Consider the following 13787-nt stretch of genomic DNA (forward strand, 5'->3'; position numbering starts at 1 on the left):
CGAGAGCTACGTCAACCTGATCCCGACCAGCGCCGGCGGCACCCACGAAAGCGGCCTGCGCGACGGCCTCTTCAATGCGGTCAAGAGTTTTATCGAGCTGCATTCGTTGCTGCCCAAGGGCGTCAAGCTGCTGCCTGAGGATGTGTTTGCGCGCGCCAGCTATGTCCTGAGCGCCAAGGTGCTTGATCCCCAGTTCCAGGGCCAGATCAAGGAACGCCTCAATTCCCGTGATGCGGTGCGGCTGGTGTCCAGCTTTGTGCGGCCCACCATGGAGTTGTGGCTTAACCAGCACGTCGACTACGGCCGCAAACTGGCCGAACTCGCCATCAAAGCTGCGCAAACCCGCCAGAAAGCCGGCCAGAAGGTCGAAAAACGCAAGGGCTCCGGCGTGGCCGTGCTGCCCGGCAAGCTGACCGACTGCGAAAGCCGGGACCTGGCGCACAACGAAGTCTTCCTGGTCGAGGGCGATTCGGCCGGCGGCAGCGCCAAAATGGGCCGCGACAAGGAAAGCCAGGCCATTCTGCCGCTGCGCGGGAAGGTGCTCAATACCTGGGAGGTCGAGCGCGACCGCCTGTTTGCCAACACCGAAATCCACGACATCGCCGTCGCCATCGGCGTCGACCCGCACGGCCCCAACGACACGCCTGATTTGAGCGGCTTGCGCTACGGCAAGGTCTGCATCCTGAGCGACGCTGATGTGGACGGCTCGCACATCCAGGTGCTGCTGTTGACCCTCTTTTTCCGCCACTTTCCCAAATTGATCGAATCGGGTAATGTCTATGTGGCCCGGCCGCCGCTGTTCCGGGTCGATGCGCCGGCGCGGGGCAAAAAGCCGGCATCCAAGGTGTATGCCCTTGATGAAGGCGAATTGACCGCCATATTAGACAAGTTACGCAAAGATGGCGTGCGTGAAGGCGCCTGGAGCATCAGCCGCTTCAAGGGCCTGGGCGAAATGAACGCGGAACAATTATGGGAAACCACGCTCAATCCAGATACCCGTCGCCTGTTGCCCGTGCAATTGGGCAACCAGGATTTTCTGCAAACCGAAGCGCTCATCACCAAACTGATGGGCAAGGGCGAAGCTGCGGCGCGCCGCGAACTGATGGAGCTGCACGGCGACACCGTGGAAATTGACATTTGATGAAACTGCCTCTGGCCTTGTGCCCCTTATTTCTTTCGCTGCTGCGCAGGCCTTTGCGCGCCATCGGCTTGCCCGCCATGGTGATGGGTCTGGTCGTGCTGTTTTCCGCACCGGCGCATGCCGACATCTGGGGTTACGTCGACAAGGACGGCATCGCGCATTTTTCAGCCGCACGGCTGGATGACCGCTATGAGCTTTTCTTTCGCGGTGCCGAAAGCTTCAGCGCTGACGGCAATACGGGGCGAAGCGGCAAAGCCGTGGGCAGTGGCGCCAGCCGCGCCACGGGTGTGGCAGCGGCGCCGCCGAAGCTGCTGGCTTATTTTGATGTATCACCCAACTACAAGGCCGTGAAGCACTTGCTGCGCGAGGCTTCCGTCAAGCATGGTATTGACTACGAACTGCTGCAGGCCCTGATCGCCACCGAGTCGGGCTTCAACACCCAGGCGGTGTCGCCCAAGGGCGCGATCGGGCTGATGCAGCTGATTCCGCCGACGGCAGATCGCTATGGCGTGCGGGCTGACAAAAGCACCACGGTCCAGAAAAAACTCACCGATCCCAAGACCAACATCCGGGCGGGCTCCAGCTACCTCAGCGACCTGATTGCCATGTTCCCCGGCCAGCTTGAGCTGGCTATCGCGGCCTATAACGCCGGTGAGGGCGCCGTGCAGCGCGCGGGCAACAAGATCCCCAATTACCCCGAAACCAAAAATTACGTCAAGACCGTGATGCAGCTGTACAACCACCTCAAGCCGCCCAGCATGATGGCAGCGTCCGGCGGCCGGGTCCGCTTGGAAATGATGGGCGGCACCGCCGGCCGCGGCAACATGGTGCCGACCACGGTGGCGTCTACCGCCACCCCGGAGCTTCCACCCGAGCGGAACTGACGCCCATGGATCAGGCATTCCGCCGGCAAAGCGGGCCGCCTCAAAGCCTCCCCTCCTGTTTTTCTGTTCATCCTTCTGTACCGGTCGCGCCTGTGCGCACCGGCCCGGCATAACCTGACCCAGCAGCCAATTCAAATTCACGATGGATCTCTTCACACCGGACGCAGTCGCCCCCCTTCCTCCCGAACCCGCGGACCAGGATTCGCTCGCCGCGTACGCGCAGCGGGCCTACCTTGAATACGCGCTCAGCGTCGTCAAGGGCCGCGCCCTGCCCGATGTTTGCGACGGTCAAAAACCAGTGCAGCGCCGCATCCTGTACGCAATGCATCGCATGGGCCTGTCGTTCACCAACGCCGCGCCCTCGGGCCCCAAGGCGCGCAAGAGCGCGAAGGTGGTCGGTGATGTGCTGGGTAATTTTCATCCGCATGGCGACACTGCAGCCTATGACGCACTCGTGCGCATGGCGCAGGATTTCAGCCTGCGCTACCCGCTGATTGACGGCCAGGGAAACTTTGGCAGCCGCGATGGCGACGGCGCGGCCGCGATGCGCTATACCGAAGCGCGCCTGAGCCCGATTGCGCGCCTTCTGCTCGACGAGATTGACGAAGGCACCGTCAATTTCATGCCGAACTACGACGGCACAACGGAGGAGCCCAGGCTGTTGCCGGCCCGCCTGCCGTTTGCCTTGCTCAACGGCGCCAGCGGCATCGCTGTCGGCCTGGCGACGGAAATCCCGAGCCACAACCTGCGTGAAATCGCCGATGCCTGCGTCGCCCTCATCAAGACGCCCAAGCTGGCAGATGACGAGCTCTACGCGATGGTGGCCGGCCCCGACTACCCAGGCGGGGGCCAGATCATCTCCAGCGCGGCAGAAATCGCTGCCGCCTACAACACCGGCCGCGGCTCGCTCAAGGTGCGCGCGCGCTGGAGGATCGAGGAACTCGCGCGCGGCCAGTGGCAACTGGTGGTGCAGGAACTGCCGCCCGGCGTCAGCACCCAGCGCGTGCTCGAGGAGATCGAAGAGATCACCAACCCGAAAATCAAGGCCGGCAAAAAGGCGCTGAGCCAGGACCAGGTACAACTCAAGCAGAGCATCCTGGCGGTGCTGGACGTGGTGCGCGACGAGTCGAGCAAGGACGCCGCTGTGCGCCTGGTGTTCGAGCCCAAGACCAGCAAGATCGCGCAGAACGAGCTGATCCACACCTTGCTGGCCCACACCAGCCTGGAAAGCTCCTCTTCCATCAACCTCACCATGGTGGGACTGGATGGCCGGCCCACGCAAAAATCACTGCGCCAGATGTTGACGGAGTGGATCGAGTTCCGCCAGACCACGGTGCAGCGCCGTTCGCAGTTTCGCCTGGACAAGGTGCTGGCCCGCATCCACATCCTCGAAGGACGGCAGCTGGTGCTGCTCAACATCGATGAAGTGATCGCCATCATCCGACAGTCGGACGAACCCAAAGCGGCGCTGATCGAGCGTTTCAAGCTGTCTGAAATTCAGGCCGATGACATCCTTGACATCCGCCTGCGCCAACTCGCGCGGCTGGAAGCCATCAAGATCGAGCAGGAGCTCAAAGCCCTGCGCGAAGAGCAGGGAAAACTCGAGGAAATCCTCGGCAGCCCGGCAGCGCTTCGCCGCTTGCTCATCAAGGAAATAGAAGCCGACGCCAAGCAGTTCGCCGATGCGCGCCGCACCTTGATTCAGGCCGAGAAAAAAGCCGTGCTCGAAGTCAAGGTGCTGGACGAGCCCGTGACGGTGGTCATCAGCGACAAGGGCTGGGTGCGCGCGCGCGGCGGCCACGGGCACGACCCGGCGGGCTTTGCCTTCAAGGCCGGCGACGGCCTTTACGGCACGTTTGAATGCCGCACCGTCGACACGCTGCTGGCTTTCGGCTCACGTGGCCGTATTTATTCGGTGCCGGTGTCTGCGCTGCCTGGCGCGCGGGGCGACGGCCAACCACTGACGACCCTGATCGACCTGGAGTCCGGTACACAACTGGTCCATTACTTCGCGGGCCCGTCCAACGCCGCGCTGCTGCTCAGTGCCAGCGGCGGCTACGGCTTCCTGGCCACGGTCGAGAACATGACGTCCCGCCTCAAAGCCGGCAAGGCCTTCATCAGCTGCGGTGAAGGCGAAACCATCTGCCGGCCATCGCATGCGGCTTTCACCAGCAGTTCCACACCCCTGGTGCCTGCCACCCACGTGGCCTGTGCCTCCACAGGCGGCCGTATCCTGACTTTCGAAATCAGCGAGCTCAAGATGCAGGCAGCCGGCGGACGCGGGCTGGTGCTGCTGGACCTCGATGCCAAGGACACGCTGGCTGGGGCGGCTGCCTACACGCGCAGCGTGAAGATTGAAGGCATAGGCCGGGGCGGCAAGGAGCGCGAGGAAACCCTGGAAATTCGCACGCTGAACAATGCGCGTGGCACGCGTGCCCGCAAGGGCAAGGCGGCCGATCTGGGCTTCAAGCCGACCGGGGTCGCGCGCGTCGAGTGATATTTATATAAAAACAGGCTGCAGCCCAATGCGGACAGGCGCAAGCAGCTATTTTTTTGATAGCGAAAGTACCTCGATGCTGATCACAAAAAAAGGCCTCACGGGCCTTTTTTTGTGATGGGGCGGCTCAGCTAGGCCGCTATCAGCGCCTCAAGCTTCTTCAGGCTTGTGATCGTTTCCAGGCAGGCCTGCGCCACTTCCTTGCCCTTGACCAGGAAGTGCTCGGCAAAGAACCGGCGGTGCTCTTCGTGCTCATGGAAGTGCTGCGGTGTCAGCACCGCCGAGAACACCGGTACACCGGTCTCCAGCTGGATGGCCATCAGCGAACGGATCACGGCGTCAGCCACAAACTCATGGCGGTAAATGCCGCCGTCCACCACAAAGCCGCAGCAGACGATGCCCGCGTAGCGGCCCGACTGCGCCAGTTTTTTGGCGTGAAGCGGGATCTCAAAGGCGCCCGGCACCTCAAAGGTGTCGATCGCCTCAAGGCCCACGCCCTGCCGGGCCATTTCGGCCAGGAAGGCGTTGCGCCCGTTGTCCACGATGTCTTCATGCCATGACGACTGGATGAAGGCAAAGCGAGCCGCAGCAGCCGGTTTGCCCGATGCGGAAAAGGAAGGTTTGGAAATGTCAGTCTGACTCATGGGTGCCTCTATAGGTGTTACCAGAATCAGGGCGCACGAGATCGCAGGCATGCCGCAGCGAAAAGCCACGGCAGGCCGTCAACATCGCGCTCTCTTTCATCCGGACTGTGACCGTCGGCTTTGGAATTGAACCAAATCTGCTGACCCTTATTGCCGCGTGAAGCACGGCAATAAGGCGCTCGCGGGCTGATGCAGTTGCCTGCAAACACCGCCGGTGGGGAATTTCACCCCGCCCTGAGAACGCTGCCCCGGCAAAATGGCCGGAGCAGGTTGATCATAAGTCCGATGGGAGTGACGTGAACGCGACCCTTTCGGACCGCCCTACGGTGCGTGGGGAAACGAAGCGACGTTGAGAAATTGTGCGGTTTTCAGGCCGCTACAGGGTTGTTTGCCCGCCCCAAAACAGATTCAGCGTGCTGCATCCTTGGGCGGTGCGCTTGCCGGTATTCTGAAAAAGTACTCGCGGACATGCGTCATTCCCGCGTCGTCGGCGTTGTCGACGTACATCCACATGATGTCCGGGCTTTCGAAGTTGTAGACGGTGATGCGCGGAGAGCTGGACTTTGGCGCGACACGTTTGATGGCCACCGTTTTGTCCGTTGTGCCCAGCAGCTGATAGCTCTGGCTTTCCCGGAAGCCTTGCAGCAGACTCTTTTTACCTTCGGCGGTTTCGGTCTGGACATCGGGTATGTCAAAGGTGAACGTGCTTGCCGTGATCTTCAAGGTCATGTGCCCCATCAGCTGGGACAGAAACCGCGCTGTCTCGGGCTGGAGTCTGGCATGCGCGTCGTTGAATGCCGTCGAGCGCACCGCATCTGACTTCCATTCACCGACAAGGTCTGGCGCTGCTCTGGCGGCACCAGACAGGGCCAGAAATGCCAGCAGGGCGATGGGTATCTTCGCGGCAGGAAACATGCCGCTCAGCCGACTTCGGCAACCAGGTCGATCTCGACACAAGCGCCCATGGGAACCTGCGCAACACCGAATGCGCTGCGCGCATGCTTGCCGGCATCACCGAAGATTTCGCCGAAGAGTTCACTGGCGCCATTGGTCACCAGGTGCTGCTCGGTGTAGTCGCCGGTCGAGTTGACCAGGCTCATGAGCTTGACGATGCGTTTGACTTTACCCAGGCCGACAGCGGCTTCGAGCGTGCCCATGAGGTCGATGGCGATCGAGCGCGCCGCAGCCTTGCCTTCTTCGGTCGTCATGTTCTTGCCCAGCTGGCCGACGAGAGGCTTGCCGTCTTTCTTGGCGATGTGGCCGCTCAGGAACACCAGGTTGCCGGTCTGCACGAAGGGCAGGTAGGCGGCGACGGGAGTCGACACGGCGGGCAGGGTGATGTTCAGTGCTTTCAGCTTGTCGTAAACGCTCATGATGGTCCTTTGGTTAAGAAAAATGGTTCCAGCCCAATGGGGACAAGCGCAAGCAGCTATGCTTTTAATAGCGGAGAAGCTGCGCGGCCGGCTGGCAGTGCAGGGAATTGTAGGGCGTTGACGGCGGACCATAGGCCTGTCAGGCCATGAAAGGAAATGATGGAGCGGGGGCGGTCAGGTCGCTGCTTGCAGTGGCCTTCGCAGCTTGCCGGAGGGCGCGCGGCTGGAAGCGCCGCCGGCGACCCAAGCGGCTCAGTCGCTAGCGCTTGCCACCGGCTCCACGGTAACGGCCACGTCCAGGATGTGCTGTGCGCCGCCGCGGATCACGCCGCGCATGGGCGATACATCGAGGAAGTCGCGGCCGATGGCCAGCGTGACGTAATCTTCGCCCGGTGCGCGGTTGTTGGTGGGGTCAAAGTCGAGCCAGGCACCCAGGCCGGGGCAGTACACCGAAGCCCAGGCATGGGAGGCATCGCTGCCCACAAGCCGTGGCTGGCCGGGCGGCGGCGTGGTGAGAAGGTAGCCGCTGACATAACGCGCCGGCAGGCCCATGGCGCGGCAGCAGGCCACCATGATGTGGGCGAAATCCTGGCACACCCCCTTGCCCAGCTTGAGCGCCTCAAGCGCCGGTGTATTGACCTCGGTGCTTTCGCTCTCGTAGATCATGGCGCTGTGGATGCGCTCCATCAGGTCGCGCGCTGCCTCAGGCAGCGGCCGGCCGGGCAGGAAGCTGGGGCGGGCAAATTCGATGAAGGTGTCGTCGCGCGGCACATAGGGCGAGGCGAAGAGGAATTCGGAGGCGCTGTCGTAGGCCGCACCGGCGCGGTAGCGGAACTGCTCGCGCACTTGCTCCCATGCGGGCGATGCAGGTTTTCCGGCGGACAGCGATGCTTCCGATTGCAGTGGGTTGAGGGCCGATGTGGAGACGATGCTGTCGGCCACCACGGTCAGGCTCTCATGCGCAGCCTGCAGGGAAAAGTAGGTGCGGGTGTTGCCGTAGACGTCTTCGGTTTCGCGCAGCTGGACCGGTTCCGGGTTCACCCGCAGCGCATAGGACAGCAGGCTTTGGCCGCTTCGGCTGGCGGGCTTGAGGTGCACCACATGGTGCGCGTTTTCCACCACCGGGGCATAGCGGTAGCGGGTTTCGTGAACGACGTGAAGCAGCACGGAAAATTCCAATTGGCCAGGGCTCAGGCGCCCAGGCTCTGGCTGGCGGAAGCCGCGTGGCTGAAGTAGCGGCGGCTCAAGGTGTCCGACAGGTCGAGCGCCGCGTCGCAGCATTGCTCGAGCAGCTGCACCAGCCGCCCGTCATGTTGCCCGCCGTTTTCCTCTTCGCCATCGTCGGCGCGGGCTTGTGCCTCCTGGCACAAATCGGCCAGCGCCCAGCTTCCGGGGTCGGGCAGCGCCATCGCCAGTTCAGGCATATAGCCCGGCGCGCTGCCCGCCAGCTTGGCCAGGCGTCCGCGCAGGGTCTGTACCACCCAGCCGAGGGAGCGCGGGTTGTCGCGGTCCAGCACCAGCAAATCAAGCAGGGCCGGGATGTCGCGGCGCTGCTGGTATTGCGCGTGGAAGGTGATGGTGCTGTCGAACAGCGCCACCATGGCGTTGAAGCCGCCCTCTTCAAAGACCGACCCGGTTTCGAAACCGCGCACCAGCGCCCCGGCCAGCGTGTTGAGCCGCTCGATCAGCCGGCCCACGCTGAGCAGTCGCCAGCCGTCGTCGCGGGTCATGCGGTCGGTTTGCGCACCCGTCATGGCAGAGAGAAAACCGCTGGCCGACTCCAGCGCCCGCAGCGCCTCGACGGAGGAGTATTCGAGCAGGGACTGGCTCTGGCTCTGGCCTTGCGCGCCACCCTGGCTTTGGGTCTGACCCACGCCGCTGAAAACGGAGCAGCGCTGGAAGAAGTCGGTCTCGGTGCGCACGATCATGTGCCACTGCTCCTGCGACAGGCGTTCACGCACGGCGGATGCCGCACTTTTGAGCGCCTGCAGGTTGAAGCCGACGCTGGCGGCCTGCTCGGTGTCGGCCAGGTTGGCGATCAGCGCGCGTTCGAAGACGCGGCGCGCCTGCGTGGCCGGCGGCACGGTGTCCAGCACCAGCGCGTTGCCGATGGCCATGCCGGTCAGCCACGCCAGCAAGGGCTGTGAGGTCTGGTCTTCGCCGCCCAGGCATTGCAGCGTGATCTGCGCCAGCCGCGTGGAGTTTTCGGCACGTTCGGTGTAGCGGCCCAGCCAGAAAAGGTTCTCGGCCGCGCGGCTGGTCACGGGCGGGCGGTGGCGCAGCGGCGCAACGGCCCAGGCAGGCGCCGGCTGCTCGGCACGCGGCGCGGCGGTGTGTTCGGCCACGGCCCTGGCCGCGGAGGGGTCACCCAGCACCCACACGTCGGCACTGCTGCCGCCGTGCTGCATCGACGACATGTTTTCGTTCTTGCCCGCCAGCCGCGCCAGCCCGCCCGGCAGCACTTGCCAGGAGCCATTGCCGTCGGCGACTGCAAACACGCGCAGCATGGCCGAGCGCGGGGACATCCGCTCGCCTTGCCAGGTCGGCGTTTGCGGCAGCGGCAGATAAGCCTGCACGGTGAAGTCTTCGCCCCGGCGAACAATGCGGCCGGCCCATTCGTCCAGCGCCCGGCGCGACAGGGTATGGCCGATGACGGACTCCATGCCGGTGCCGGGGTAGGTCGGCTTGATCACGCAGTTCTTGAGCTGGCTCAATACATCTTGCATCACAGCCTGTTCGCCGCACCACCAGGTGGCCAGTGAGGGCAGGGCCAGCGTCTCGCCGAGCAGGTGTTCGGACAGCGCAGGCAGGAAGCCGAGCAGGGCGGTGGACTCAAGAAAGGCCGAGCCCGGCGTGTTGACCACCAGCACATTGCCTGCGCGTATCACCTGCAGCAGGCCGGGCACGCCCAGCGTGGAGTCGGAGCGCAGTTCCAGCGGGTCGAGGAATTCGTCGTCCAGGCGCTTGAGCAGCCCGTGCACGCGCTCCAGGCCGCGCAGGGTTTTCAGGTAGAGCTTGTCGTCGCGCACCAGCAGGTCGCTGCCCTCGACCAGTGTCAGGCCGAGGAAGCGCGCGAGGTAGGCGTGCTCGAAATAGGTTTCGTTGTAAGGCCCCGGGGTCAGCAGCACGACGCGGCTTTCCTCGTTGCTGTCGGCCGGGCTCATGGCCTTGAGGCCGTCTACCAGCGCCTTGTACGACGCGGCCAGGCGTTCGACCTTCATTTCGCGGAAGGCTTCGGGAAACAGCAACGAAATCGTCAGGCGGTTTTCCAGCAGGTAACCGAGGCCCGAAGGCGCCTGCGTGCGCTGCGACACCACCGACCAGCGGCCGTCGGGGCCGTGCGCGATGTCGAAAGCGGCAATGTGCAAATAGGTGCCGCCGGCCGGCTGCACGCCCTGCATGCCGCGCAAATAGCCTGGGTGGGCATGCACCAGTGCGCTGGGCAGCAGGCCTTTGGAGAGCAGCTCCTGCGGGCCGTAGATGTCGGCCATCACGCGGTCCAGCAGGCGCGCCCGCTGCTGGATGCCGGCCTCGATCTGCGTCCAGTCGGCGGCCGAGACCATCATGGGGAAAAGGTCCAGCGACCAGGGCCGCTGCGGGCCGTTGGCGTCGGCGTAGACGTTGTAGGTCACGCCGTTGTCGCGGATCTGGCGGCGCAGGTTGGCGGTGCGGTGGTTCAGGTCGTAAAAGCCGTCGCTGCCGAGAAAGTTGAAAAAGCGTGTCCAGTCGGGCGACAGGGTGTCGTCCGTCCCGGCTGCCGGGGCTTTGGGCTGGGTAGGGGCGGTTCCAGCGAGGCTGCCCGCGGCCCGCAGCGCGGGCTGTGCGGGTGGGGCCGTCTCCACGGGCGCGGGGCCTTCGGAAACGTGGCCTCGCAATTCATCAAAATGCCCCGCCGCCGCATGAGGCGCCAGCGCGGCAGCCAGTGCGCAAGGGGATTCAAGCGACTGGGCGGCAAAAAGTGACAAAGTGTTATTTTCCACGTGGGTGCAAGTATGCCTGCGGCCCATCCCCTGAAAGGATCAAGGCGGGCTGAATGCGCGGCCAAATGGCTATTTATGCCGTCTGTGCATGCAAATGTTGCAGCCATAAGACAGCCGTTGACAGTAGGGGAGGCGCTTCGCCCGGGCGCCCTCAGGCCTCCCGGGCCGCTACCGGCACGGATTCAGCGCAAATCAAGCGTGAACGGAAACTCACGGCTGGCTTGTGCCGGTGCCACGCGCATCTTGCCGGGCGTGTGGCCCATGCGGAAGAAGCGGGTCAGGCGGCGGCTTTCGGCCTCATAGGAGTTGACCGGCAGGGTCTCATAGCTGAGCCCGCCCGGATGCGCCACATGGTACTGGCAACCGCCCAGCGAGCGCTCCATCCAGGTGTCGACAATGTCGAAAGTCAGCGGCGCGTGCACGCCGACGGACGGGTGCAGGGCAGACGGTGGGTTCCAGGCCTTGTAGCGCACGCCCGCCACGTATTCGCCGACCCGGCCGGTGCTTTGCAGCGGCAATGCGCGGCCGTTGACGGTAATGACGTAGCGGTTGTCGTTCAGGCCCGTCACATGGATTTCCACCCGTTCCAGCGAAGAGTCCACATAACGCACGGTGCCCCCGGCCGAGCCTTCCTCGCCCATCACATGCCAGGGCTCCAGCGCGCTGCGCAGTGTCAGCTCGATGCTGCTGGCTTTGACCTGCCCGATCATCGGGAAGCGGAACTCGAAATGCGGCTCGAACCAGGCCATGTCGAAGGCGTAACCGGACTCCTTGAGCTCGGTCAGCACGTCGGCAAAATCCATGCGGATAAAGCTTGGCAGCAGGAAACGGTCGTGCAGCTCGGTGCCCCAGCGTGTCATGCGGCCGTGGTAGGGCTTGTTCCAGAAGCGCGCCACCAGCGCGCGCAGCAGCAACTGCTGGGCGATGCTCATGCGCGCATGCGGCGGCATTTCAAAGGCGCGCAGCTCCAGCAGGCCCAGACGCCCGGTGGAGGAGTCAGGCGAGTACATCTTGTCGATGCAGAACTCGCTGCGGTGCGTGTTGCCCGTGACATCGACCAGGATGTTGCGCAGCGTACGGTCCACCAGCCACGGAGGCATGTCGGCGCCGTACTTTTTTCGGTTGTTTTCGATTTCGCGCAGGGCGATCTCCAGCTCGTACAGCTGGTCGTTGCGCGCCTCGTCCACGCGCGGTGCCTGGCTGGTCGGGCCGATGAACATGCCCGAAAACAAATAACTCAGTGAAGGGTGGTTGTGCCAGTAGGCGACCAGGCTGCCCAGCACCTCGGGCTTGCGCAGGAAGGGGCTGTCGGCCGGCGTGGCGCCGCCCAACACAAAGTGGTTACCGCCGCCGGTGCCGGTGTGCCGACCGTCGGTCATGAACTTCTCGGCCGAGAGGCGCGTTTCGTGCGCGATCTGATAGAGGAACTCAGTGTGTTCCACCAGCTCGCCCCAGTTGTATGCCGGGTGGATATTGACTTCGATGACGCCTGGGTCAGGCGTGACCTGCAGCATTTTCAGGCGCGGGTCGCGCGGCGGCGGGTAGCCTTCAAGCACGATGCTCACGCCCAGTGACTGGGCGGTTGCTTCCACGGCGGCCAGCAGGTCGAGGTAGTCTTCCAGCCGCTCCATGGGCGGCATGAAGACGTAGATCGCACCGACTTCGCCGCGGCCCGATTTGTTGGCCTTGTTATCCGGGTCGGCCTTGGGCTTGTCTTTGGGGCCGTTGGCGCGTTGCGGATCGCGCACCTCGACGCAAAGCGCTGTACGCGTGAGCCAGGCGGCCGATTCAAAGGGCTTGGGTGCCCGGTCGTCCGCCGGGGCGGCTGGCTGAGCAGGCGAGGCTGCGCTTGCCTTGGGGTCAGCGGCCGCTGGCCCCGACGGGCGAAATTGCAGGATGCGGCTGGCTTGCGACAAGGCCGCGTTGCCGGTCATGTAACGCGCCATGTATTGCGCAAAGGCGCTCGCACTGCCGTTGGTCGACGCTGGCGCGGATGCGGCGGGCATTACCCCTTGGGCCGCGCTGACGCTGCCGTTGTAGCGGGCGGCCAGCGCGGAAGCCGGCGGCAAGTCCTGGCGCGGCGCAAACGGGTCTGCCTCGATCATGTAGGGGTAGTCCGTCTTGGAAACCCAGGGCACGGAATCCAGCGGCAGGCGGTAACCCATGGGTGAGTCGCCCGGCATCAGATACATGCGTTCGTCGCGGAAGAACCAGGGGCCGGTGGTCCACTTCGGGCCCACCAGAGAGGGCGAGGCGCCGGGGTTTCTTTTCGTCAGTTGCTCTTTGGTTTGCAGCGGCAGCACATAGCCCACCACCGAGTCCAGACCCTGCATGAAGACGCGGCGCAGGCGCTCGCGTTCCATGGCATCGTCCAGGCGCGAATCAAACGGATCGACATTGACCGGCAGGCGGCGCTCGCGCCAGAGGTAATACCAGGTGTCTTCATAGCCCGGCGTGATGTAGGTCGTCGCCAGGCCGAGCTTGCCCGCCAGCGTCTGCACAAAGCGCTGCGCATCGGCGCTGGTGTAGTTGCAGGGCTGGCGCTCGTCGGCAAACAAGGCGGGGTTGTGCCATATGGCCTGGCCGTCCTTGCGCCAGAAAATGCTGAGCGCCCAGCGCGGCAATTGCTCGCCGGGGTACCACTTGCCCTGGCCGAAATGCAGGAAGCCGCCCTCGCCATACTCGGCGCGCAGCTTTTGCACGAGCTCGGTGGCGTAGCCGCGTTTGGTCGGGCCCAGCGCGTCGATGTTCCATTCGGCCGCGTCGCGGTCGGTGGTGGCCACAAAAGTCGGCTCACCGCCCATGGTGAGGCGAACGTCGCCCGCGGCCAGGTCCTTGTCTACCTTTTCTCCCAGCGCCAGCACTTCTTGCCATTGCTCTTCGGTGTAGGGCTTGGTCACGCGTGGCGATTCGTAAATGCGCTGCACCGCCATGTGGTGCTCGAACTCGACTTCGGACTTGTCGACACCGCCTTCTACCGGCGCGGCGCTGGAAGGCTCGGGCGTGCAGGCCAGCGGGATGTGGCCTTCTCCCGCCATCAGGCCCGATGTCGGGTCCAGGCCAACCCAGCCAGCGCCCGGCAGGAAGACCTCGCACCAGGCGTGCAGGTCGGTGAAATCGGCCTCGGCGCCGCTGGGGCCGTCGATGGATTTGACATCGGCTTTCAGCTGGATCAAATAGCCCGAGACAAAACGCGCAGCCAGGCCCATGTGCCGCAGCAGCTGCACCAGCAGCCAGCCGGTGTCGCGGCAGGAGCCGCAGGCCAGCC

General features: G+C 64.2%; 9 protein-coding genes and 1 riboswitch. Of the genes, 3 read left to right on the forward strand and 6 right to left on the reverse strand.

Going from position 1 to position 13787, the window contains the following annotated elements:
* The 3 genes from ABI546_RS10520 to parC all read left to right on the forward strand — a co-directional run.
* Positions 1-1141: toprim domain-containing protein (locus ABI546_RS10520; protein WP_348046545.1), on the forward strand; the 1141-nt coding region annotated here is incomplete at its 5' end.
* The gene (locus ABI546_RS10525; RefSeq protein WP_348046553.1) at positions 1141-2025 is read left to right on the forward strand and encodes a lytic transglycosylase domain-containing protein; all 885 of its coding nucleotides are present in this window, start codon (positions 1141-1143) and stop codon (positions 2023-2025) included. The genes ABI546_RS10520 and ABI546_RS10525, both read left to right, overlap by 1 nt.
* 142 nt (positions 2026-2167) lie before the next feature.
* Positions 2168-4522 carry a DNA topoisomerase IV subunit A gene (parC, locus tag ABI546_RS10530; protein ID WP_348046546.1) on the forward strand — a complete coding sequence of 785 codons (2355 nt, stop codon included), beginning with the start codon at positions 2168-2170 and terminating at the stop codon, positions 4520-4522.
* A gap of 131 nt (positions 4523-4653) precedes the next feature.
* Here parC and ABI546_RS10535 read toward each other — a convergent pair whose 3' ends face one another.
* The 6 genes from ABI546_RS10535 to ABI546_RS10560 all read right to left on the reverse strand — a co-directional run.
* Positions 4654-5166, reverse strand: coding sequence for a 6,7-dimethyl-8-ribityllumazine synthase (locus tag ABI546_RS10535; protein ID WP_348046547.1), 513 nt, complete (start codon positions 5164-5166; stop codon positions 4654-4656).
* Between the two features lie 84 nt (positions 5167-5250).
* A riboswitch (FMN riboswitch) is annotated at positions 5251-5412 on the reverse strand.
* A gap of 162 nt (positions 5413-5574) precedes the next feature.
* Complete coding sequence (locus tag ABI546_RS10540; RefSeq protein WP_348046548.1) at positions 5575-6081, reverse strand: hypothetical protein; 507 nt, start codon at positions 6079-6081, stop codon at positions 5575-5577.
* 5 nt (positions 6082-6086) lie between these two features.
* On the reverse strand, positions 6087-6539 hold the full coding sequence (locus ABI546_RS10545) for a RidA family protein (RefSeq protein WP_348046549.1): 453 nt from the start codon (positions 6537-6539) through the stop codon (positions 6087-6089).
* A gap of 252 nt (positions 6540-6791) precedes the next feature.
* Positions 6792-7706, reverse strand: a complete 915-nt coding sequence (locus ABI546_RS10550; RefSeq protein WP_348046550.1) for a transglutaminase family protein — start codon at positions 7704-7706, stop codon at positions 6792-6794.
* A gap of 23 nt (positions 7707-7729) precedes the next feature.
* Positions 7730-10546: a circularly permuted type 2 ATP-grasp protein gene (locus ABI546_RS10555; RefSeq protein WP_348046551.1), complete on the reverse strand. Its 2817-nt coding sequence runs from the start codon at positions 10544-10546 to the stop codon at positions 7730-7732.
* Positions 10547-10701: 155 nt separating this feature from the next.
* The coding region (locus ABI546_RS10560) for a transglutaminase family protein (protein WP_348046552.1) at positions 10702-13787 on the reverse strand (3086 nt) is incomplete at its 5' end.

Source organism: Polaromonas sp., from assembly GCF_039932935.1.
Lineage (GTDB): Bacteria > Pseudomonadota > Gammaproteobacteria > Burkholderiales > Burkholderiaceae_C > Polaromonas.